The 23,820-nt window shown below is 35.2% G+C and carries 26 protein-coding genes; 2 read left to right on the top strand and 24 right to left on the bottom strand.

Translation table 11 applies throughout. The features are described 5' to 3' along the window. Positions 1-7: 7 nt before the first annotated feature. Positions 8-1,786, bottom strand: coding sequence for an ABC transporter ATP-binding protein (locus tag PHO70_01990; protein MDD5431745.1), 1,779 nt, complete (start codon positions 1,784-1,786; stop codon positions 8-10). A 103-nt stretch (positions 1,787-1,889) separates the two neighbouring features. Between PHO70_01990 and PHO70_01985 the strand changes: the two genes are divergently transcribed. Then, positions 1,890-2,168 carry a hypothetical protein gene (locus PHO70_01985; GenBank protein ID MDD5431744.1) on the top strand — a complete coding sequence of 93 codons (279 nt, stop codon included), beginning with the start codon at positions 1,890-1,892 and terminating at the stop codon, positions 2,166-2,168. Then, the gene (locus tag PHO70_01980; GenBank protein ID MDD5431743.1) at positions 2,155-3,093 is read left to right on the top strand and encodes a hypothetical protein; all 939 of its coding nucleotides are present in this window, start codon (positions 2,155-2,157) and stop codon (positions 3,091-3,093) included. The genes PHO70_01985 and PHO70_01980 overlap by 14 nt, the downstream gene beginning before the upstream one ends. Positions 3,094-3,095: 2 nt before the next feature. Here the strand turns inward: PHO70_01980 and PHO70_01975 are convergent, their stop codons facing one another. From PHO70_01975 to PHO70_01865, 23 genes are all read right to left on the bottom strand, one after another. Then, on the bottom strand, positions 3,096-4,283 hold the full coding sequence (locus PHO70_01975; protein ID MDD5431742.1) for a glycosyltransferase family 4 protein: 1,188 nt from the start codon (positions 4,281-4,283) through the stop codon (positions 3,096-3,098). 30 nt (positions 4,284-4,313) lie between these two features. Beyond that, positions 4,314-5,444: a glycosyltransferase family 2 protein gene (locus PHO70_01970; protein MDD5431741.1), complete on the bottom strand. Its 1,131-nt coding sequence runs from the start codon at positions 5,442-5,444 to the stop codon at positions 4,314-4,316. Between the two features lie 4 nt (positions 5,445-5,448). Continuing rightward, positions 5,449-6,582 (bottom strand): glycosyltransferase, encoded by a 1,134-nt coding sequence (locus tag PHO70_01965; protein ID MDD5431740.1) that lies wholly within the window; start codon positions 6,580-6,582, stop codon positions 5,449-5,451. Positions 6,583-6,584: 2 nt separating this feature from the next. Beyond that, on the bottom strand, positions 6,585-7,700 hold the full coding sequence (locus PHO70_01960; protein ID MDD5431739.1) for a radical SAM protein: 1,116 nt from the start codon (positions 7,698-7,700) through the stop codon (positions 6,585-6,587). An 18-nt stretch (positions 7,701-7,718) separates the two neighbouring features. Then, positions 7,719-8,564 carry a ChbG/HpnK family deacetylase gene (locus PHO70_01955; GenBank protein MDD5431738.1) on the bottom strand — a complete coding sequence of 282 codons (846 nt, stop codon included), beginning with the start codon at positions 8,562-8,564 and terminating at the stop codon, positions 7,719-7,721. Beyond that, entirely contained in the window at positions 8,561-9,655 is a 1,095-nt protein-coding gene (locus tag PHO70_01950; GenBank protein ID MDD5431737.1) for a radical SAM protein, read from the bottom strand. The genes PHO70_01955 and PHO70_01950 overlap by 4 nt, the downstream gene beginning before the upstream one ends. A 3-nt stretch (positions 9,656-9,658) precedes the next feature. Next, positions 9,659-10,726 (bottom strand): radical SAM protein, encoded by a 1,068-nt coding sequence (locus PHO70_01945; protein MDD5431736.1) that lies wholly within the window; start codon positions 10,724-10,726, stop codon positions 9,659-9,661. A gap of 40 nt (positions 10,727-10,766) precedes the next feature. Beyond that, complete coding sequence (locus tag PHO70_01940) at positions 10,767-11,036, bottom strand: PqqD family protein (protein ID MDD5431735.1); 270 nt, start codon at positions 11,034-11,036, stop codon at positions 10,767-10,769. A 2-nt stretch (positions 11,037-11,038) separates the two neighbouring features. Further along, a complete protein-coding gene (locus tag PHO70_01935; protein ID MDD5431734.1) occupies positions 11,039-11,347 on the bottom strand; it encodes a PqqD family protein in 309 nt (102 codons plus the stop codon). Positions 11,348-11,537: 190 nt separating this feature from the next. Then, a complete protein-coding gene (locus PHO70_01930; GenBank protein MDD5431733.1) occupies positions 11,538-11,714 on the bottom strand; it encodes a hypothetical protein in 177 nt (58 codons plus the stop codon). Positions 11,715-11,727: 13 nt separating this feature from the next. Continuing rightward, positions 11,728-12,723: a GNAT family N-acetyltransferase gene (locus tag PHO70_01925; GenBank protein MDD5431732.1), complete on the bottom strand. Its 996-nt coding sequence runs from the start codon at positions 12,721-12,723 to the stop codon at positions 11,728-11,730. Then, positions 12,723-14,150, bottom strand: a complete 1,428-nt coding sequence (locus PHO70_01920) for an NAD(P)/FAD-dependent oxidoreductase (protein ID MDD5431731.1) — start codon at positions 14,148-14,150, stop codon at positions 12,723-12,725. The genes PHO70_01925 and PHO70_01920 overlap by 1 nt, the downstream gene beginning before the upstream one ends. 8 nt (positions 14,151-14,158) lie before the next feature. Then, positions 14,159-14,461, bottom strand: a complete 303-nt coding sequence (locus PHO70_01915) for an acyl carrier protein (GenBank protein ID MDD5431730.1) — start codon at positions 14,459-14,461, stop codon at positions 14,159-14,161. Positions 14,462-14,503: 42 nt separating this feature from the next. Next, positions 14,504-15,841 carry a radical SAM protein gene (locus PHO70_01910; GenBank protein MDD5431729.1) on the bottom strand — a complete coding sequence of 446 codons (1,338 nt, stop codon included), beginning with the start codon at positions 15,839-15,841 and terminating at the stop codon, positions 14,504-14,506. A gap of 56 nt (positions 15,842-15,897) precedes the next feature. Continuing rightward, positions 15,898-17,112 carry a beta-ketoacyl-[acyl-carrier-protein] synthase family protein gene (locus PHO70_01905; protein MDD5431728.1) on the bottom strand — a complete coding sequence of 405 codons (1,215 nt, stop codon included), beginning with the start codon at positions 17,110-17,112 and terminating at the stop codon, positions 15,898-15,900. 11 nt (positions 17,113-17,123) lie between these two features. Next, positions 17,124-18,338 carry a beta-ketoacyl-[acyl-carrier-protein] synthase family protein gene (locus PHO70_01900; GenBank protein ID MDD5431727.1) on the bottom strand — a complete coding sequence of 405 codons (1,215 nt, stop codon included), beginning with the start codon at positions 18,336-18,338 and terminating at the stop codon, positions 17,124-17,126. Then, positions 18,328-20,019 carry a glycosyltransferase family 39 protein gene (locus PHO70_01895; GenBank protein MDD5431726.1) on the bottom strand — a complete coding sequence of 564 codons (1,692 nt, stop codon included), beginning with the start codon at positions 20,017-20,019 and terminating at the stop codon, positions 18,328-18,330. The genes PHO70_01900 and PHO70_01895 overlap by 11 nt, the downstream gene beginning before the upstream one ends. A gap of 70 nt (positions 20,020-20,089) precedes the next feature. Continuing rightward, on the bottom strand, positions 20,090-20,326 hold the full coding sequence (locus PHO70_01890; protein MDD5431725.1) for a hypothetical protein: 237 nt from the start codon (positions 20,324-20,326) through the stop codon (positions 20,090-20,092). A 29-nt stretch (positions 20,327-20,355) separates the two neighbouring features. Next, positions 20,356-20,871 carry a PadR family transcriptional regulator gene (locus PHO70_01885; GenBank protein ID MDD5431724.1) on the bottom strand — a complete coding sequence of 172 codons (516 nt, stop codon included), beginning with the start codon at positions 20,869-20,871 and terminating at the stop codon, positions 20,356-20,358. Continuing rightward, positions 20,868-21,815 (bottom strand): acetyl-CoA carboxylase carboxyltransferase subunit alpha, encoded by a 948-nt coding sequence (locus tag PHO70_01880; protein MDD5431723.1) that lies wholly within the window; start codon positions 21,813-21,815, stop codon positions 20,868-20,870. Before PHO70_01880 ends, PHO70_01885 begins: the two co-directional genes overlap by 4 nt. Before the next feature lie 14 nt (positions 21,816-21,829). After that, on the bottom strand, positions 21,830-22,657 hold the full coding sequence (locus tag PHO70_01875) for a L,D-transpeptidase family protein (protein MDD5431722.1): 828 nt from the start codon (positions 22,655-22,657) through the stop codon (positions 21,830-21,832). 17 nt (positions 22,658-22,674) lie between these two features. Then, positions 22,675-23,136, bottom strand: a complete 462-nt coding sequence (locus PHO70_01870) for a divergent PAP2 family protein (protein ID MDD5431721.1) — start codon at positions 23,134-23,136, stop codon at positions 22,675-22,677. A gap of 2 nt (positions 23,137-23,138) precedes the next feature. Beyond that, on the bottom strand, positions 23,139-23,732 hold the full coding sequence (locus tag PHO70_01865) for a hypothetical protein (protein MDD5431720.1): 594 nt from the start codon (positions 23,730-23,732) through the stop codon (positions 23,139-23,141). Between the last annotated feature and the right edge of the window lie 88 nt (positions 23,733-23,820).

Here is a 23,820-nt window from a genome sequence, read left to right as displayed (position 1 = left end):
AAATCTTTTAGACGCCTAGCTGGCTGGCAAACAAAGACCTGTATTTCGGGCTTTTCTCTATAAGTTTGGAGTGGGTATCAATTTCTATCTTGTTAGGGCCTTCAATGAAATAAACTAAATCCATTTTTTTTATACTAGAAACCCGATGCGACACAAGTATTACAGTAGATTTTACAAATCTATTTCTTATATTATCAATTATTTTGTCTTCAGTTGCGGAATCAAGAGACGACATTGCTTCATCCAATAATAAGATTTTTGGGTTTCCTAGTATAGCCCGCGCAAGGCTTAGGCGTTGTTTTTGCCCTTCAGAAATCTTACAAGCCATTTCTCCGATTATTGTATAATACTGTTGAGGCAGTTCCATAATGAAATCATGCGCTTCAGCTAACTTTGCCGCTTCGATCAATTCTTCCATCTTCATATTCTTTTTACGATATGCGATATTGGCAAAAATAGTACTATCCCAAAGCAAAGGGTTCTGCGAAGCAATGCTTATCTGATCATATAAACTTCTGCGTTTTAGGCTTTTTACATCGTGATTGTCCAATAATACAGCTCCATCATTAACATCATATAATCTTAAAATTAAGTTAAGAATTGTTGTTTTGCCGCATCCAGAAGCTCCTGCCAAAGCTATATGAGTACTCGGCATGATAAAAAAATTGGCATGCTTAAATACATAGTAGTCCTTTTTATAACCAAAAGTAACATTTCTAAACTCGGCTTTTCCTTTTTCAATTAATAAAGTTTTAGCATCGTGGGGTTCTTTTAATTCTATCTTTGTATCAAAGATTTCTTCCACTCTTTCCAAAGAAACACGGTTTATGATAACCTGATTAAAAGAAGTAACCAACTCTGTGAATGATTCTAGGCCCTTGGAAATATAAATCATAATAACGCCTAGGATACCTAACGTCATTTTATCCTTAATAACAAGAAACAAACCAAAGAAACCCACGCTTGCGAAGAATAGCTTATTGGTTATGGTTTGCAAGAAGTCAAAGGTAATCTTAGATTTTGTTTCATCAATTTCAACTCTCGTCCTTGAAATTAATTCCCTGAAATATCTTTTTAACTCTTTTGACATAGTGCCAAAAGACTTAATTATGTAAAGATGCGAGAAAATTTCAACCAATCTTTTAAATAAATCCTCGGATTTCTCAGAATTTAAAACTATTAAATTCTGGATCTTTTTGATATATGGATTAATCAAAATTACCACAGCTATTTGATAAGCAAACATAAAGGCAACTATTTCCCATTTAATAAAGATTATAATAGAAGCGATAAGGATTATCTTAAAAACGGAAAGGAACAAATTATGCAAAACATCATTTATAACATTGGAAACCGCTGACACATCCTGCGTACTTCTAAAAAGGTGTTCTCCGGTAGCCCTATCTTGCAAAGTCGCCAAAGAAAACTCGTTCACACACTTCAAAACGTCTTTTGACAAATCCAAATGTATCCTTCTTATAATATAATTCTTTACATACCTATGGATACTGGAAAGCACCATATTAACAATATAAATCAGCGCTCCAATAAGAGAAAACATGAGGAAAGCCTTTGTGTTTTTTGATAAAATACCTTTATCAAGAACCTCCCTTCCAAGAAGATAGGGGTTGATTAGCTCAAAGATTACAAAAATAATTGACAAAACAAACATTAACAACTGCTGTTTCCAATAGCGAAAGATATATTTCTTAAATTTGCCTAACAATTTAAGGCTTAAACCGACTTCTTTAACAGATTTTTTTATTTTGATAATCAAACTTTCCATTTATTCCCTTATGTTAGCAAATGTATAAAACCCTTTAATACTTCCAATTATTGGTTTTCTATAATATAATTCTATCATGGCTTTTAAAGAAATAAATAACAAAATGGATAAAAAATACAGGATAGACCTCTATAAGGTTATCTGGGGATGCATCAACAAGAAAAACCTGCTTTTCAAATTAACTACCCCGGAGATTAGTATTTTTGAATTAAATGGAATAAGCCTAAAAATCTGGAAAATGCTCACGTTGAATTTTAGCCAGAATAAAATACTTAATACACTTTACAACAGATACCCAAAACATAAAGATAAAATAAGCATTGAATTTAGAGAATTGATTAAAAACCTAAAAAAAGAAAACATCATTGATGAAATACATTAAGAACTTTGCCTTACACAAATTTAATATCTGCATTAACACTAATAGCCATTTTATAGCAAAGTTGGCTACAGAGCAATTGAATTTAACAAATAAATTATACAAAACTAAAAATCTCACTACTATTAATTTTGAATTAGAAGAAACAAATGCCTTGCCTTTCAACAGATCAGACGGATTCAACACAAAAGAGAAAGATTTAATACTAGATTGCTGGTTGAAGAATATTGATGTCCGGGCTTATCCAAACTCAAACCTTATAAAAGGGAAATTCCTTATTCCTTCCACTCTGTCAAACGAAGCTATCTTTGATCTTTTAATACTGCATCCCTTACGCCATATCTTGAAATACAAGAACGTTTTCCTGATTCACGCTGCTGCTTTAGTCAAAAATAATTCCGGAATTCTTATATGCGGGCATTTTAAATCCGGGAAAAGCACTATGGCTGTAAAATTAGCAGAAAATGGGCTTGGTTTTCTTTCCGATGAATTTGTTATTTATGACAAAGGGGAGCTTTTTGCCTTTCCTTTAAAGATTGGATTGGAAGAAAATTCCATTAAATTATTCCCTTTTCTAAAATCATTAAAGAAAAGCAATATCGGTAAGCAAGAAAAAATATCATTTGATATAATAAAATATTTCCCCAGTTGCTACGTGCAAAGCTGTAAACCTAAAATCATCATATTCCCGGTTTCGAAAGATAAGGCGGGAAAAGTAACCCTTAAACCTATGAATAGCGAAACTGCTTTTTCTTTGCTTTGTATGGATAAAGATTGCTCTTTGTCTTTTGAAAAAAACATTGCTATCCGGCAAAAACAAATCCAGGTATTAGCAAAACTTGCCGAGGACACCAAATCATATTACTTATCATACAGCCTTGATAAAATTGATGAAGCAGCTGCAATAATAAAAAACCTCGCGCCTTAAGGCTATTCTCTTATCAATACCTTCTTCTGTACTTCTATATATTGCTCAGTAACACTACCCCAGGAAAAAGCTTTATCTTGGGCAATTTCTTTCCCGCGCAATCCCATTTTTAAACTTAAATCGCAATCATCTAAAAGCCGCATAATCCCTTCGGAAAGCGCTATATCATTAAACGGGTCAACCAATATCCCGTTTATACCATCCTTTACAATCTCCGGGATCCCTCCTGACCTTGTGCCTACTATGGCCTTTCCTGCTGCCATAGCTTCAAGGTTAACAATCCCAAAAGGCTCAACTCGCGATGGCAAGACAAAAAACTCACAATTATTCAGAAAATTATTTTTTTCATTTTCATTATCTACCTTGCCCTTTAAGAAAACCTTTCCTTCAAGCCGTAAAAAACTAATCATCTTTTCCAGCTTATCTCTCTGATCTCCCTCTCCTATAACAATCAAATCGCTCTGGTACCCTTTTTCATAAACTCTCTTCATTGCCATCAATAATATATCAATACCTTTGTAAGGCCATAGATTGGCAATACTGAGGATATAATTATTCTTATGAATACGTTCTTTTGTTAATGGGGGCCCGGAAGAACCGCCTAAAGATACACCATTATAAATATAAGAAGAACTCTTCTTTAATCTGGGGGCAAACTTAGCGGCTTCTTCAAGGATGCTTTTTGAACAAGCTGTGACATAGTTGGCATTGCTTAAAATAAATTTGAACAAAATCTTCTCAACCATGCACACAGTTGGGACATTTAAAACAATTTCTCCGTGCAAAGCCACAACTATAGGAATTCTTAACAATCTTCCGAAAAGAATAAAATAAATAGCAGGTGGAGTAGGATAGCAAATTGTTATCACTTGAGGTTTAAATCTAGCAATTGATTTATAAATATTAAGAGCAGACTTAAAATGAACAGCCAGTAATGGGAAGATAAGAATATTGTTCAACCAATGCCCATTCTCCCCCCAAAATAAATTCGGCATAAGCCTTTCCACTACTAACCCTGAAATCCTCTCGGATTTTTTTTCATCTTTTTTAAACCTTGAGGTGATTATCTTTACATCAATACCTTTTAAGAGTTGATTTTGGGCTAAATTCTCCACAAATAACTCCAAACCCCCGATTCTCGGCTTATAAGAATAACTGACTAAAAGAATTTTATTTAATTTTTCGCCCATTGATTCGTAAAATATGGTTAAAGATTCTCTTTAGCATAAATGAGTATTACATACTCGGGAAACTAACCTGCTTTCATTAATAAAATGCGCCAAGCTGCTTTGATCATTAGGAATTAAATCAAGGCTTTGCTTAGAAAACACCTTCGCATCTTTAAAACAGCGTTTTTTCCGATACAAAAAAGCTAATCGCAATAAAGCTAAGAAATTACCCGGATTTAGTTTTACTGCTTTTCTAAATTCCCGGATAGCATGTGTATCTAATTTAAGCCCCTCAAAAACTATTCCTTTATATAAAGGCTCCTGGAACCTTTTATCGATCTTCTCTGCTTTCTTTAACTCAACCAACGACCTTCGGAATTCATTATGCTTCATTAAACACAAAGCATTAGATATATGTTTATCAACCTGATGACTGTCTTTAAGCGGAAAATTTGATAACAAATTTTTCCACTTCTTAAAAAACATTTTCTTATTGTTAAACATATATTTGGTTTTTATCCTTCTTAGAAGATGGTGATGAACAATCTTAACTTCTCCACAGTAAACTATTTTATACCCAGCAAGCCTTACCCTTAAGCAATAATCTACATCTTCAAATTCACAAGGGAAAAATCTTTCGTCAAAATAACCTACTTTTTTAACAACATCCCTGCGCAGCAACCAGCACGGGCCAATTAAGGAATCACACTCTCTTATGTAATTACGCTGCCCTCTATCTATTTCACCTACGCCTACCAACTCAACCGTATTAATTCTAAATTCAGCAGAATTTATCCGATTATCGGGGAGGACAACTTTACAGCCAACTATTCCCACTCGTTGATTGCTTTTAATCTGCTCATACATCTTCTTAAGCCATTCCCTAGTAACCTCCACATCATCATCAAGTAAGACTATAAACTTTGCCCTACTTTTCTTTAAAACGCTATTTGCCGCCTTACAAAAACCTATATTCTGTTCTTTTCTAATAATCTGCACCTTCTTTATCTTTTTGAGTCTTTCTAAATACTCTTTAGTGCCGTCCGTACTGTGGTTATCTACAATAGTAAGAAGATAATCAAAATCCTTGGTATATTTCTGCACAGATTCCAAGCAACGTTTCAGCTTGGACAAGGCGTTATAAGTAACAATGATTATTTCAAACATTGAGGTTTTTTTCATTCTCTTAATCATAGTGCAAACAATTTCTTAAATTTGATTTTGCTGTCTTTAGCCTCGGGTCGATAACCAGGGCTTTTTTGAAGAACCTAACCCCTTCTTTAATCTTATTCTGTTTAACCAAAACAACCCCCAAGCTATTTAAAACAATAGGATGATCCCGGTTTATTACTAAAGCTTCCCTGAATTTTTTTTCAGCTAATTCATATTTATCCATTTCATCATAAACAATACCCAGAAGATAATGCCCGCCTAAATAATCTTTCTTTAATTTAATTGACTCTTTAAGCGATAAAATTGCTTGTCGGTAATCCCTGTTTTCTTTATAGGCAAGGCCTAGAAGAAAATAGCTAAAAGGAAATGATGGCTTAAGCTGGATAGACTTTTTTAAATACTTAAAAGAGGCTTCTAAATCTTTGGCTCCAAGGAGAGCCTCTCTTCCAAGCCTATAATAATAGCGATAATGGTCTTTAAAAACCTCTGCATTCTTTCTTTTCTCTAATTCAAAATACGCCTTTGCTATTTTCTCAATTGTCCTTTTGGGCTTAAGCTCTTTAAAATGATGGATTAAAATGTCGGTGTCAACGGCTTTACCGCCTTTTTTAACTATACATCGGTCTATCGTCTCATGGCCGAAACCCTCATAATAAAGCCCTTTATGATTACGGAACAACCTGTAGCCCCAATACATATCAATATATCCTCGGCAACCGGAGAATTTTTCTTCCTTAGGATATTCTTTTCTGCAAAGAAACCAATCATTGAGCAGGTCGTAAGAATTTGTATATAATCTGGAGATAAATCCATAGGCATTAACTTTTTTATCCTTTAACATTTTCTGTAACTTCGGGATATCTTTACTGCTTATCCTCTCATCAGCGTCCAAACTTAAAATCCATTCCCCTTTAGCTAACTTCAAATATATATTCCTAAGGCTTGCCAGGTCTTCTTTAATATTGCTATGAATAATCCGTGCGCCAAAACGCTCTGCTATTTCGCAAGTTGAGTCACTTGAACCATTATCAACTATGATAATCTCATCTGCCAAATCTTCTATCGAATCCAAACATTGAGGAAGCAGTTTTTCTTCATTTTTAACAATCATGCAAAAAGAAACTAAAGGAAATTTTCTATCCGTCATTATTAATCCTTAATCGTCCTGGGAGATAATTTTCCCGCAGTTGTTCTTGCAAATCTCCATATCGACAAAAAAGTAGGCAATTTCGCCCTGCAAAACTTCTTAATCTTCCAATCCCAAGGAGACTCTTGCGTCCTCAGGCTATAAACATTCTTTGAGCATATCTCGGTTAACTCCAGCTTAATTTTTAGAGCAGAATCGGGAAGCTTGAACTTTTCAATAATTGCGTCTGAATTTTCTTTAATATTCAAGATTCTATTACAAAAATCACAGGTATGCTTGCTATCCCCATAAACAGGGATATTCTGGGGGTTTACAAATTCACAAATTGAACTCGGGCCAAAAGTAGCAATGAAATTTACCAATGTTAAGCCGCAAAACTTAGAAAAAATCTGTTTTACCGGAGTTTCGTGTATGTTGCCAATTTTAAGAGGGTTTCCTTGACCAGCCAAAAGGTACGCTCCATCACAAGCAAACACATCTCCTTTTGGAGAAATGATCGGGCTTCCAAAACTACGGCACCCGCTGGAGTAATTTTTAAGATTATCTTTAATTAACCTATTTCTTAATTTCGCTGCCCTTCCCATCGGCATTACTGATTCGTATTCAAATATAATGTCATAACCTTTAAATAATTTCTTTACATAAGAATAGCTGATTTTGCCTTGTTCCACCTGCAATACATTTATCGTTAGTTTAAGCCCCAGCTTCTTTGCAACTTTTGCAATATTAATTAAATTCTGGATGCCTATACCCTCTTCTAAATGGAAACAATCAAGGCTCAAATGCAAAGAACTTAATCCTTTGCTATACAATGGCTCTAAGAATTTCTTCGTTTCAGCCAAATCTTTAGCCCAGAAAGCATTTGTAAAAGTATTGAACTTTAAACCTAACGAATTGGAATATTGCGCAATATTACATAACTCTTCAAAAACCAAAAATGGCTCTCCTCCTGCCAGAGAAATACACTTTACTCCATGATCTCTGGCAGCCAGGATGCAAGAGAAAGCATCCTCAAGGCTTAGTTTATTATCTCCACTAGGAGATGCGTTTACTGCGCAATGCGCACAGCTAAGATTACATTTATCCAGATACTCAATAGTTAATATTTCTAAAGGCATTAGTTATTCCTTAAAGAATTAGCGGATTTTTAAATCGCTCCAATTAATAAGCTTGATCCTGTTTTTCTCTATATGCTCTTTCATAGATTGGCTTGTGAAGATACGTTTTTCTTCATTATAACAGGCCCACCTGCGCGGATTAATCTTTTTTAATTCTGCGCCGGGATTACCACAATGCACCAAGAGTTCAGTAATCCCTTCATTTAGCCCAGATAAGGCGCGCATGTAAAACGATTCCTTTCTTTTTTTATCAATCTTGTATCCGGAAATTAAATCATCCAATACTAAATATCCTTGTTTTCTATACATTTCAGCCAGCCCATTGTAAACTCCGGCATGCGCTATTCTTAAAGGCATCCTAAATGGCAACTTATATTCTTTTGAAATCTCCATAATCATATTATTAAACCTTATCATTGCAGATAATTCCGCCCCGAAACAATTAAGCACAAAGATATGCGAACTTAAATGCGTTGGCTTGATGCCGGTAGAGAGTATATATTCTATCTGGGCAACTACTTCCCTATATACCTCAATGGGTTTAGCTCTTGATTGAAATAATTTAACATTTTTTAAAAAGGCGCCGCTTTTAGGATCAATTAAAGAACTTACTTTATTACTATTTGAGATTGGGCGATAAGAAAGAGCGGGGAATTCGCTTGTTAGTGTGATATGCACGCCTATGTCAAGGAGAGGATAGTTTTTACAAATATTGACTGCGTCTTTAAATGCAGGGGCAACTGGAATCAAATCGCAATTCTTTACTAACCCAAAATCCACAACCTCTTTAATAGCCTTATTTACTGAAGGACACATCCCAAAATCATCAGCGGTAATAATTAAAAGCCTATTTGTATCTTTCATGCTAAAGCTTTTTCTCCATCTGCTATGCAAAATCCTTTAAAATAACAATCCTTTGTTAATTCCCCTCGGGCCATCTTTAACCTTAAATCTTTATACCTCTTTGAAAGCCAAATAGAGCGAAAGCTTTCATTAAAGATATTCCCAAAAGCAGAAATCTTTCCTTCGGAAGGCACATAATTTAAATTCATAAAACAACAGGGCCAAACAGAACCATCGAGCTCTATCATTATTTTATCCCACAGCAAACTTTGCGAATAACAAAGAGAAGCCGGATGCCTTACATTCCCGACAATGACATCACAATTTAACTCTCTCCCTCTTTTAAGCGCTTTTGCGCCTTCTTCAGCAAAAACAGATGCTTCTGGCTTAATGCTATCTAACAGATCTAGATAAGTACCGGGAAAAACATCCATTCTAATCGCTGGCATGAAAAATATCCCTTCAAAACCTAAATCCTTTGTTAATTCAACCATCTTAACCATGCTTAAAACATTCTTGCTTGAAACAGTACAATTGACTTTAAAATGCAGAAGCTTGTTGTTATGCTTATTCCTTAAACCTACAATATACTTAATATTCTCTATGGCCTCCTCAAATTTTGCGCCAACTCTTAACGCCTCAAAAGTTTCTTTATCTGGGGCATCAATTGAAGCAACGATTGTTGTGATATTGCCAGCTGATAAAATCCTTTGAGCAATCTCTTTATCTAAAAGAGTAAAATTATTGGCAAATGATACCGTAATCATTTTCTTCTTCAAATATTCCAACATTTTAAAAAAGTCTTTATTTAAAAAACACTCTCCGAAGCTTGTGGTATCAACATGCTCAAGAAAAGGGAATTGGCCAATAATATATTTGAAATCATCGTAGCTTAAATCAGACCTTTCACCTTTGAAATGCTTATTGGAACAACTTAAGCATTTCAAATTACATCTGTTGGTTAACGAGATTTGCAGGCAAAGCGGGGAAAATAGGAAGGGGATTCTTTTTGAAAGCAAGAAATTAATAAACCCGATTGTTTTCCTAAGATTCTTTTCTTTAATTAGCCGTCTGAGGATTTCTCTTGGATGTTGGAGTAAAACATTTACCATAGCTCAAACCCCTTCTTCACAGAATCCTTTATACCGGCATGCCTCCACAAGCTCTCCTTTAGATAATTTCTCTCTGGTTAATCTATATCTATCGGAAAGCCAAATTCTTCTAAAACTCTCTTTAAAAATATTCCCATAAGGAACATTCTTTTTTTCATCTCCTCCATAATCCATACGGCAGCATGGCCAGACAGCTCCATCATAACCTATATCAACTTCATTCCAAAGCCATTTATAGCAATCAGTAGCAAAACGTTTTATCTCTGTAATGCAAACATTTACCCCTAACTCTCTACCCTTCTGAACCGCTTTCTTACCCTCTTCTTGATACAAGCCCATAGATGGCATCATAGTCTTAATTAATTCTTCATAGCCCGGAGAATAATTATCCATTATGAGCAGAGGGCTGAAAAGAACTTCTTTAAGGTTAAGCTCCTTTGCTAATTCCACTATTTTTCCCATATTTTGGATATTTTTCATGGAAACAGTGCAAATTAGTTTTATCTCGGGAAACTTCTTATTAAGAATTAATTTCTGGCGCTCCAGCAATTTTATATTGCCAACAACATCTTCAAATTTTGCGCCTCCTCTTAACATTTCAAAAGTAGCTTTGTCACCCCCGTCAATGGAAGCATAGATTTTCTTAATAGTCCCGACATTAACCAAATCTCGGGCTGTTTTTTCATTCAACAGGTCAAAATTATCAATACACCATGCGCTTATCCGCCTTTTCTTAAGGTATTCCAACATCAGAAAAAAATCTTTATTTAAAAAACTCTCCCCGAAACTAGTTAAATTTACTTCTTCTAAGAATGGGAATTGGCCTAAAATATATTTAAACTCCTCAAAACTCATATCCTTTTTTTTGTCTTTAGTATATTGGTTTGAACAAAACAAACAATTAAGGTTACACCTATTTGTGATGGAAATTCTCATGCTAAGAGGCGAAAAGAAATACGGCAGCTTCTTTGAAAGCATAAAATTAGCATAACCAACTGCCTTTTTAACGCTTTTTTCTTTAATCAACCGTTTCAAGATTTCTCTAACTGGAGGAAGGGATAAATTTATCATTTACAATGAAATGTTGGATGCCGGAGATTTCAAAACAAACTTATATAATAAATATGAGGTTTTCTTTCATGAAATTCTTTAACAGAAGCTTAGTATCAGAAAAGGCAACCTTTTTATCAATACCATATTTTTTTGATAATTTACCGGCTATTTCATCAATTGATGTCTTTTGCTCCAATAATAGCCATACAAATGAACCAGTTTCATCTAAAGTGTAATATTCACCGGTCTTTAGATTAAGGACAATTACCTCATTCTCAACTAATTTATAACTAACATCTTCTGTCTTAATTTTGTATTGAACAGGCATATTTATTCAATCGCTTTTATCAGCAAGTCTTTTTCAAGAAACTTTTCCGTAAGTTCTAAAATATCTTCCTGCAATTCATTATGAGATATTCCAAAATCTGAGGATAACATACCTGCTATCTCTTTTAAGCTCCTACGCCCATCAAGCAATTGCCATATCCGCTTGCTTATATCGTCTAACTCAAATACTTCATCTTGCTTATATTCTTTACCATGGATAAGGCTGGCAATTACAAAAACTCCATCCACCTCTAATCCAAGAAAGTCTTTGGAAGGCCTTAATATATCATCGGGTTTGGGCTTTATAGGCATAGAAATCTATTAGATTATCTTACCACAAGGCAAAAACACGAGCAATATCTTTTTAGGCCATATTGATTAAAAAGGTGAGTTCTTTAATGATCAGCGGGATAGAAAAGAATAGAGTTTAGAGACAAAAAAACACCTATCTTGCCTTTTTATAGTTAAGATAGGCGATATTTAAGAAACAGAGAAAAGAATATTAAGATAAACCTACGTTAATATTTATAAAGCGTAAATTTCCGTGCTTTACAAAAGAAGGCTTCTTATAAACCGGCTTATCCTTTTGCTGCTTATCCGACTTTTGTGCTACTTTATTTTCTTTATTCATGGATTTAATATATACAAACTTGGTTATTTTGTCAAGAATTAATTGCATTAGCCCTGTTTTCTTAAAGAGATTCCATATCTCCATAGGAAAGCAGCCAGTTCTTTTTGTCTAATGCAATATTAAAACCTTCAAAGTAATTTGTATTCTTGATAACAAACTGGAGCTCCGAGTTTCCAGAAACAACGAACCGGTTACTCTTAAGCCACGGGCATAACTGCTCATCAAGCCCATAGTAAACAACCTGCTGAATGCCTTTTTCTTTAAAAAAATTCCCGATAAAATCTAAGGCCGCATTAACAACATCTTTACGGCAATCTATCAGTATTTCAACAATTAATCCAACAACGGTTTTGCATTCCAAAACAAAGTATCCAACTATTTCTCCATTCTCTCTTATCAAAAACTTCTTATAGTTATTATACGGCTTAGAGACATATCTCCAATTTAAATAATCCGCATCCCTAACAGTTGCTGCCGAATAATTCTTAGAAACTTTAGCCCAAAACTCATTTGCTTCTTCATCAAATGAATCAATCGATGTAATCTTAATCCTTTTTTTGCTGTATATATTAAATACATTTTTGATGCGGCTGAAGGAAAACCATCCGGAATTATCTTTGATAAACCTAGGAATGAAACCCAAAGTCAAATAATTAAACTTGCGTGTTCCAAGGCTTAAATGTATATCATTAGCCATTCCATACGATAAGCTGTTTTCTAACACTCCCGATCCAATCGAAGTTTTTAAAATGCTGGTAGCTATTCCTTTTCTGCGGCATTCGGGAGAAACCATTAAATCCAAAGCATAGTAAGCGGTTAAAGTATTATTGCCTAGCTTAAATTTAAATGGTACGCCGGAAAAATGCCCGACTATTGAACCTTCAAGCTCTGCTACATAAATAACCGCGTTACCATCTAAGCCATTCTTAAATTCCCAATACCAATCATCAAGCATTCTTGGCCTTGTTAAAACAAAACAACGATTATATAAATCTACAATCTGCTTCTCATCGCCATTATTGTACTTACGAAAAAGAGTGGTATCTATTTTATCCATTACTTTTGGCTCTCCATGTTTTTAATAATCATTTTAGCGGTATCAAATCCACAAACGGAAACCGCACTAATGCCGCTGCTTTTATTAACCCAATGCCCGGTTAAATAAAGGTTTTCTACTGGTGCCCTTTGTGAAATATCCGGATTGCCTATTTGGTCAAAAATACTAGCCCATCCATAAGCAGCACCTTGATAATTACCAGTCCAAGCCTCAAAAGTAACTGGGGTTGCGATGAATTTATAATTTATGCTTTTCCCCAACCCCGGAAAAATTTTCTCTGCCATGTTTATCATCCTAAAAGACAGTTTTTCAGCACCTCCGTTTTTCCAATAATCATGGTCTCTGTATATCGTATTAACGCCCAAACGGACTGAAATCTTATCGGGAACCGAATCTCCGGGTAAAGAAAGAAAAGAGGAGAGAAGACAATTATTCTGGAACCTAAGCATTGCTGAATAAATTTTCTTTATATCTAGGGTATTAATCAAGATTATTTCTGACCCGTAATTTGAACTCGATAAACCAATAGGCTTATCCAATCCCAAGAGCACTATAAACAACGATGTAGAAGGAATATATTTTCTGAATTTATTTTCAAAACCTTTATCAAGCTTATTTTGTATGAATTCAATAAATGTTTGCCTTGCATCACAAGCAGAAATTACATATTTTGAAAATATATCCCTGCCATCTTGCAACGTAATGCCAACTGCCCTTTTGCCATCACAAATTATTTTTGTAGCTCTTTTGCAAAAAATTGTTTCGCCTTTAAGTTCTTTAAACCTTCTTAATAATGTATCAGGAAAATCCTGCATCCCTTTTGAGGGGCAATATCCTCCATCAAAAACAAAATCTCTTAAAATAAAGCAGCCGACTATTGAAGGAACCTGCCAAGGAGGTAACCCCGAAAAACCTAGGATAAAAAGTGAAATAACCGTTTTAAGCCTTTTATCAAAAAAATATTTATTTAATAATTGCTCAAAATTCAAGCTTCTGAATTTTAGCAACGAGTTTAATTCAGCAGAAACAATATATTTTAAAAAAGCCCGGATATTATCTTTTTCCCTTGGAAAACACCTGCAGAATTCATCAATGGTAGAATCAATAGAGTTATAAATATTAAAATCAAATTCTGGAGTTTTAATAATATAAGATGGGTCATGCCTTGTCAAAACAAGATCGCTTAGTACGCCTAAATCGGAAAGAATTTTATTAAGGCTCCCCCCCGGACGCAAAGCACCTAAAGCATGCACTCCTGGTTTAAAATAGTACCCATCCCTTACATAAGAGCAACAATACCCTCCCGGCTTATAATTCTTCTCAACTATTAAAGTTTTTAAGCCGGCTTTTGCTAAATAACAACCGCAAACAAGCCCGCTTATACCGGCTCCAATAATTACTGCATCATAGTCGTATTTTTCATTCATTTTAAAGCCTATTCACCCTTAGAAAACAAAAATCTCCAAAGCTTGCTAATTATTGACTGCTTTTTCAAAGCGAGCCTTACGATTTCAACCGCCTTATTAACGCTGGATAATTTTGGCAAGTTTTCATCCCTAATTTTAATTTTATAGCGTTTTTCTAAAACTATAATAACCTCAAGCGCTTTTAAAGAATCTATCCTGAAGTCTTTCCATAAATCTGCATCTGCATCTAAATTCGAGCGGCTTATCCCCGTGGTATCTGCAATAATCTTTTTAATTTCATTTTCCAAATTATCCGGCTTATCTCTGCCCATAGTTATCTCCCAATTATAAACTGAACTGACATTTTTTAATAACTAAACAAGGTTGCTTATTGTGACATTCCCTTCTGTTTTTTTGGATAATTGCATGAAAATACGACTCATTTCATTCTTAAAATTATATAAATCTTCTTCTGTCAGATGAGCAAGCTTTACGAGCAGCTTAAAATACCCGGGCTTGATATTTTCTAGATAAAATATATAGGCTCTTTCTCTATCAGCAATTTCTTCTTTTAACAGCTTATTCTCAAAACAGTAATCATATAATGGCGTACCGGGCATAGGAAGCAATGTAGATACCTCATATGAATCTGGTTTGATCTGCCAAAACAGTTTAAGGCTTAACTTTAAATCTTTTTTCGTCTCCCCGGGTGAACCAACGATAAAAAAAGCATGAGTTTTTAGACCAAGGTCTTTACACATTCTAAATGCATTCTTAATTTGTTTTATTGTTATTCCTTTTTTATAGAAGTCTAATATTCTTTGTGATCCGCTCTCAACCCCAAAAAGCAAAGAAACACAACCCGCATCTTTCATCATAGAGAGTTTTTCATAATCAATAGAATCCACTCTGGAAAAACAAATCCATTTTCCGGAAAAATGCTTCTTTTTCAGCTCAGCAACAAATGATTTAAACCATTCGTTACTAAGCATTGTAAAATTATCATCTGTAATCCAAATATATTTATCTGGATAATACTTATATATTTCTGACATTTCATCGGAAATATTAACAAATGACCTCACTCTAAGCCTATTACCTGAATAATAATTCTGGCGGCGAAAACAAAAAGTGCATTCCTTAGGGCATTGGCCCCTACTAACCGTTATTATTAACTCATCATAAGAAGCCATATTGATAAGATGCCGCGCAGGAAAAGGCAGGGAATCTAAATCTTCTACTGGCGGCTTTATTTTATTTATTGTAATCTTCCCTTCTTTAGTAAAAGCTATGTTTTCAACTTCGTCAAAATTGCCTTCTTTCAATTTAGCTAATAACTTAACTGCTGTTTCTTCTGCTTCCCCTAACACAACAAAATCAAAACCCATATTTAGAAAAAAACCCGGTAATTCCGTAGCAGCAACCCCTCCTGTAATGCAAGGGAGGTTAGGATTTAATGTTTTTATGTGCTTAAGAACCGAATTAAATTTATGATTGATATTTCCTGAGAATGAGACGCCAACTGCATCTGCCCTTAAAAGCTCTTCATCTAATGATGAAAATTCTTCTTCATACAGAAAATCAATAATTGAAACATTATGGCCTGTTTTTTCTAAAGCTGCGGCAACATATAGCAAACCATTGGGAAACAAAACCTTGAAACCAGAAGAGCAATCCTTGCTATCCCTGAAATTAATTAACAATATTCTCATATTAATTAAAAAGGCTTTGTTGCCTCATAAGAAAAAAATAATTTTATCGTTATAACTCAACTAACAAATTTCTTAATGACTAAACAAGAATTATTCCCTCCAAAAGCAAAAGCATTATTTATTGCAATATTTACTCTTTGTTTTCTTGCTCTGTTAGGCACACAATCAATATCACATTCTGAGTCTTTGGCCCTGTAATTTATTGTGGGAGGAATAATATCTTTACCAACTACAAGGCAACAAGTTATTGCTTCAATTGCTGAAGAAGCCCCCATAGTATGCCCCAACATTGATTTTATAGAACTAACAGCTAATTTCCTATCATCAAAAACTGACTTTATAGCTGCGCATTCTGCTTTATCGTTATTCCGTGTCCCGGTGCCATGTGCGCTGACATAGTCAACCTCATCTGCTGAAATCTTCGCTGCCCCCAAAGCTCTCCTCATACCTTGAACCATACCAGCTGTATCCGGATTAACCATATTAGAAGCATCACAACTTAAACCATAACCTAAAATTTCAGCATAAATATACGCGCCTCTTTTAATAGCTTGATCTAAAGTTTCCAGTATCAATATAGCTGAACCTTCTCCAACCAGCAAACCCTTTCTATTTTTGTCAAAAGGCTGGCACATTTCCGAAGCTGTAATCCTAAGCTGGTTAAAGCCAGTAAATGAAATATACGAAAAAGCTTCTGAGCCTCCGACAACTGCCAAATCTGCCTTACCAAGCTTCAAAAGATCGAAACCATAACCAATAGCATAATTTCCCGCTGCACAAGCAGTGGTAAACAAGCGATTGGGCCCTTTTGCCTTTAATTCTCTTGCCACATTAGAAGAAATATTATTCATTGGATATTTTGATATTGAACGCTTATCAACTTTGTTCAAACCATCCTTAACCCAAACAGCATTGATTGATTCAATTTCTTTAGCTTCGCCACCCGTTGTCCCTAAACACACAGCTATTCTATTTTTACTAGGCTTATCTAACTTAAGACGAGCGTCTTCAAAAGCTAATTTTGCTGCGGCGCAAGCGAATTGAGTTGCCCTTCCCATCAGTTTTACTTTTCTTCTATCTATGAATTCTTCGGGTGCAAAACCTTTAACCTCTCCGCCAAGATGAGTAAAATGATCTGTAGTATCAAATGATTCAACCTTGGCTATGCCGGATTCCCCTTGTAAAAGATTATTCCAAAATTCCTCTTTACCAGTTCCAATGGACGAAACTACACCTAACCCGGTTACTACAACCCTTCTATCTTCACTCATAACGACACCCTCTAATTTACGAATTTTCTAATAATTACCGATGTGCTTGTTCCTCTTGGGTCAAAAGAATTAACCATTATATTGGAAAGCTTTTTATTTCTGGCTTCATTTAAACAATAATCAAGGTCACAGGTTTCATCTTTCTCCTGATAATTAATAGTAGGAGGGATTAAATCGTTTCGTAATGCACCGATAGCTGCTGACAAAGAAAAAGCACCTGAGGCGCCCAGAGATTCTCCAAGCATGGATTTTATTGCAGTAATTGGAATTTTATAAGCTGCTTCCCCGAAAACTTTTTTTATCGCCAGTGTTTCCGCTATATCAGCGTTTTTAGTTGAATTAGCATTGGCAAAAATACAATCTATTTTATTCGGGTTAAACCCGGAATTCGTTAATGCTAATTGCATCGCTTCTGCAATTCCTTCTCCCCGGCCAAAACAAGAGCCGATTTCTATAATTTCTGCATAAATATCAGCCTTGCGTTCCTTAGCAGAACTTAAATTTTCTAAAACCAAGACTGCTGCTCCTTCTGACAAAATAATTCCGTTTCTTCTCTTGTCAAAAGGACAAGTCATTTCCTTTGAATTTAAGCCATTTGACGCAAGATAATTTAATTTATTGAATCCCAGGAATAATTCTTCTGATAAGCTTTCCACTCCGCCAACCAAAACAATATCAGCCTTATCTAACTTTACAAAATCACAACCATAATTTAAAGCATCTAAAGCAGAACTTATACCCGTTGACAATGAAGAGCTAAACCCTTTTATCCCAAATCTAATATTTAAACGGCTGGCAACAGAATTTCCTACTGTATTAGGAAAGATTGATGGATTGACGTATTGCGCCCCTTCCACTAAAGACTCCCTGTCAAATCTTGAGATACTATGTAAATTCCCAAAAGCTGAACCCACTGAAACTCCGATTCTGTTTGTATTATATCCGTTAATTGTTAATTTCGCATCATCCAAAGCCAATTTTCCTGCGGAGCTTAAGAATAAATTAGCCCTATCCAAATCCACCAAACCAACATCACCCAATATTTCCTTTGCATCAAAATCGTAAATTTCTCCTGCCAGGCTTGAACGCAAGCCTGCAACTTGAAATAAGGTAATCGGTTTAATCCCGGATTTTCCAGATAGAATATTGCTAAAAAATTCTGACTTTCCTATACCGCTCGGAGAAATTACTCCTAAGCCAGTTATAACCATTCTTTTATTTTGCATAATAATTAATTAATTTATAGCAATACACTCTTTCCCCATCAGGCAGGTCATCATTAAAAATACAATCTAGGCTATTCTTATTTTCTTCAATTGTCTTATGAATAAAATCAAGGCCTTCGGTGATATAATGAAACGGATCTACTTTAGAGGTATCGCATATTAAATAGCTTACCTGACTTATATCCTTGGGATAATATGATGGAATATTCATTTCTTTCTTAAATAAGATGTCTCTTACCTTACAAGATTCTTTGCCGTCCACAAAAAATATCCCTTTTGAAACAGCGTATTGCTTTATCAAATCATTCCCAAATCTTTTAATAAAACCGGAATCCAAACATTGAATATCTAAAAAATTAATTTTCTTATTATAAATATAGGTAAAATATTTCAAAGCGTGTGTTTGGTAAATAATATGGTTAGAACATGACATTACTAAAGGACAACCCTTAGCACCTGATTTCTTCCAATCATCTTCAATCGCAGAAAGAACTTTATCAACTTTCCAAGTCTCGGGAGGGCGCCTGTCCATACAGTTTATCCATTCATACGATTCAATATCCACAATTAACCTGCTCGGATGCAAAGAAACTTTCCCGAAAGAAGAGAAATATAATTGGGTTAAACCAAAGATAACCACTAAAAAAATCAACACCCTTTTTATCGCTAATCTTGGTATAGAAAGCAGTCCAAAAGAAGTAATTAACGCTAAAGCTGGTAAAACCGGCATAATATACCTTAAATCTTTATTCCTAAAGATTGTCATAATAACATACGATGAAATAATCCATAAGATCAAGATCCATTTAAACTCTTTCTTTATCTTGTTAATAAACAAAGCTCCGATAAGGAATAGAAAAGAATAAAAAATTGAAATATCGGAAATTATTGCTTTAATATAATATACCCATCCACTTAGCTGGGTAAAAGAAGGCTCTCCTTCTAAAATCCCTCGCCATCCCTGCCATTGTAAAATTGTTAAATGACCAGAAAGATCTGAACAATAATAAATCAATAAGAAAACAGAAGATAAAAATAGCAACCGGTTTATTTTATGAGTAGCTGGGCTACTGCCTGAGAAGTTAATTTTAAACAAAAAATAAATTAAAGCCCCGATAATAAAAACAGAAAAATTGCATTTAGTTAAATTGCCGCCAATAAAACCTATTGCAAATAGAACGAATAGGTAGCTTTTGCTTGAATTAAGCAATCCGATCAGTGTAAACACAAAAAGAGTTACCATAGCAACTAAAGGAAAATCTACTAAATATACCCTTGATAATGAGAATAAACCCGGATACATACTAACAATAAAACAGGCTAATAATCCCGTTTTCTCGTCTTTTATGAGCTTGCCCAGATAGAACACAGACAAAAGCAGAATAAGCCAAAAGACGCAATCCATTACCACTGTAGCTACAAACATATTCTTAGGTAGAAAATAAAGAAAGGGCAATATAACTAATTTTGCAAACGGTAGCCTGAAATAATCGTTCGCAACTACTTGGGATATATCTTTGAAAATATTAATGGTGGGATGTTGTAATAATTCGAGGTATTTTATTGTGCTTGTAAAATCAGTAGCAATATCGCATACTGGAATAAGCTTGTTATAGCTTAACCATACAAAATTAGCAGTTATCTGCAGCAAGAAGATTAAAAAGAAAAGAATTCCCGTCATTTTTTAAAAGACTCAAAAAATATAGGCGCAAGGCACAAGTTTCAAGCCTCAAGCTAAAGCCAGATGATAATTATCTTGAGAAGGCCAGAAACAATACTGCAGCAATTAACACAACAAACAAAAGAAAGCCCATCAAGCGAGTGTTACGGATTTCTTTCTTCATGGATATTGGCTCAATTCGCCAATTAATCAGCGCATAGAAACGCCTTTGCAACTCAATTGCCAAAGAAGGCTTAGCAACTAAAAAAACCCCTAAAATTAAAGGCATAACAGCAGATAAGATTAAAACCGATATTAAATAATTCATTTTCGGCTCCTTTGTAATTTTCAAATCTTTCAAAGAGTTGCTATAAGATTAGAAAGAAACTTTATCTCACTGTCAACCATTTGCAAGTTATGCTCTAAAATATTAGCGGAAGAAAATTGTTTTTTTCTTTTAAGCAGGTTGATTGTACGGATTAAATCGATGCTTAATTTCTCTAAAACACGCATCCTGACCTTAAGCCGCTTTCCGGCAATTTCCGGTTTGATATAATGTAAAAAATATAAACTTAGGTCGAGGCTAAATTGCGGACGTTTAAAATTAAGAAAACTTTCATTTAAGAGTTCCTCAAAACGAGCGTGGCCTTTTGGAGTTAATTCATAAACAAAACGCGCTGGGCGCTTTCCCTGCTTATTAACTCTTTTTACAACAAGGCCCCTTTTCTCCAGAATCGTAAGTGGATAATAGATTGACTTTATCTCCGCCCCGCCAAAAAGAGAAAGAAGGCTTTTGATCTTCTTCTTTATCTCATACCCGTGTTTAGGGCTTTCCTTTAATAAACCTAATAAAGTTATTTCTTGTTCAATCATCCTAAAACACCCATGGCCCTGAACTTCTCATATCTTGATTTCAATAACTTATTTCTTTCAAATTCTTTAAGTTGTTTTAGATTATTAACGATTGATTTCTTTAAGGTCTCAGACATTTTTGAGATATCGCGATGGGCTCCTCCTAAAGGTTCCGGAACCACCTCGTCAATAACCCCTAATTTTAACAAATCTTGGGCTGTTAATTTAAGCACTTCTGCCGCAGCTGGAGCCTTTGCGCCGTCTTTCCATAATATCGCAGCGCATCCTTCGGGAGAAATAACCGAATAATAGGCATTCTCTAAAACACAAACCTTATCAGCAATCCCGATACCCAAGGCTCCTCCGGAACCGCCTTCTCCGATAACAATTGCTATTATCGGAACACCTACCTGCATCATGTCTCTTAAATTTAAAGCTATTGCCTGAGCTTGCCCACGCTCTTCTGCCCCTATGCCGGGATAAGCTCCGGGAGTATCAATAAAAATGACTACAGGAAGATTAAATTGTTCTGCTAATTGCATAACCCTGAGTGCTTTACGGTATCCTTCCGGATGCGCACAACCAAAATTTCGCCAAAGATTTTCTTTCGTATCTCTTCCTTTCTGATGGCCCATCACGACAATCTGCTCATTATCTATTCTTGCCAAGCCGCAAACCAAAGCTTTATCATCAGCAAAGAACCTGTCGCCATGAAGTTCCATAAAATCCGTCATAAACATATTAATGTAATCTAAAGTGTAGGGCCTTTGCGGATGGCGGGCTAATTGCACTTTTTGCCAGGCAGTTAAATTACTATAGGTATCTTTCTTTAAATGCTCTAACTTATCTTCTAAACGCTTCACCTCGGAAGAAAGATCTATCTTCTTATCGGAGACAAAATTCCTTAACTCCTGGATTTTCTTCTCTAACTCAACAATAGGTTTTTCAAAATCTAAAGCGGCCACTTTTATATCCTCACTCAATCAACAATAGTTACTTCTGTCCCTTTAGGAACAATTATATAAAGCTCTTCTACTTCCGGGTTCGCCATACGTACACAACCTTGTGTTACTTGTCTTCCTAAGCTCTGAGGATCTACCGTGCCATGAATCCCATAGCTTGGGATACTCAGTCCCAACCAGCGTGTTCCTAAAATATTTTCGGGGTTTCCTGCAGGTATAGGTTGGGTTGCCCCAGGTTTAAACCAGGGTGGATTTGCAATTTTTTCAACAATCTTGAAAGTTCCAACAGGTGTTGAATTATTTGCCCCGGTTGAAACAGTATAAGTTTTAATAATTTCTTCATCCTTAGTTTTTAAAATAAGAGAATTTTGCGATTTATCAACGAATATGGTAAAAGGCGCATTCCAAACTTTAATCTTTTTACCGGGAGAAATCCTGTCTCCTGGGAGATTGTTACTTTTAATTATTAAATCAGTTGTGGTATTAAATTCCCGGGCAATCTTAGCAAGCGTATCCCCGGGCTTTATTACATAAGAAATACTCTTGGGAGTTATGGCGGGAGAAAACAATAATTTGATATTCAACTCTTCAACTTTTTTCTGCCAATTCATCACATCTCCGGAAGAAGGAAACTCGTTTACTAATTTTTGATATGAGTTTTTGGCTTCCAAAAGATTATTTTTTGATTCAAACTCTTTTGCCTGGCTCATCAAGGCGGAAAAAGACACTCCGCTTGCTGAATTTTGCACGGGGCAAACCCTTATCTTTTTAATAACGCTCGCTAAAGCAAAAATTCCCACAATAAAGAAAATAATCAATCCAGCAACTATCAATTTATTCTTCACAAAAAACCTCCTTGAGCTTAAGCTCCAAACAAAGCACGCTGAGCCAAAACAATGACAATCCCTAATAAAAACCCGACAATAACCTCAACAGGGGTATGCCCTATCAATTCACGTAATTTACCCTCATCAAATTTACCCTGCCAATAAATATCCTCAGTAATTTTATTTAATATCCTCGCTTGTTTTCCGGATGAACGGCGCACACCTTGAGCATCAAACATTACAACAAGCGCAAACGAAGCAGCGAGGGCAAAAAATACGCTATCAAACCCATATTCAAAACCAATAGCAAAAGCCAAACAAGAAGCCCCTGTGGCATGGCTTGAAGGCATACCTCCGGTGCCAACAAACCAACGGAAATCAAATCGTTTATAACGGATAATCCCGATTAAAACTTTTATGGTTTGAGCAATTAACCATCCTGAGATAGTGATTGCCAGAATTTTATTATTAATAAATTGTGTAAAGATTTCTCTCATTATTATTTTTCTGAGGCGGGAACAACTTCTATCTTGACCTTACTCGGGGTCGTGGGCTTTCCTTGCTTTATCAAATAACCGCGGTTACCTTCTATGACCTTGTCCAAATTAACCTTCTCTTTGATCTGGACTGTAACCTTATGCATCTGAACTTTAAGTTCCCGAATAGCTTCTTTAAGCGCAAAAACAGATCCGACTTTGGCTTTTAATTGTTCATTCTCTTTTGCAATCTTGTTCCGGTTATCTAAAAGAGCTGAGTGTTCAGCTTTTAAAATAGAAAACTGCGAGCCTAAACGCTCAAACCTTGCCTTTACCTCTTCATAATCAACAAAAAACTTACTTATTCTCTTATTGCTAGCTCTTAAATAATTCTTCATTCCGATATTTGCCTGAGAAAGTTTTTGTTCTAAGGCTTTCTCTTTCTCTAATTCCTGCAAGAGGTTTTGCTTCTCAATTTCTAAAGCCTTTGACTGCTCAGTTACCTGATTGACCTGTTTTGCCAGATCAATCCTCTCCCTAGAGGAAGAAACATATAAAAGAATGCTTAGTGCTGCTACAATAACCAAAACTATAATTATTAGCTTATTTTTTTCCATTTTAGATACCTCTTTCTTAAGGTTATATTATATAAATACGCCAATTAAAAAGCAAGTGTTTTTCTTGCAAATTTTGCGTTAGATTTGG

The sequence above is a fragment of the Candidatus Omnitrophota bacterium genome (assembly GCA_028715415.1).
Lineage (GTDB): Bacteria > Omnitrophota > Gorgyraeia > Gygaellales > Profunditerraquicolaceae > JAQURX01.
The sequence above is the reverse complement of the archived record's forward strand: the minus strand, read 5'-3'. Positions and strand labels throughout refer to the sequence as shown.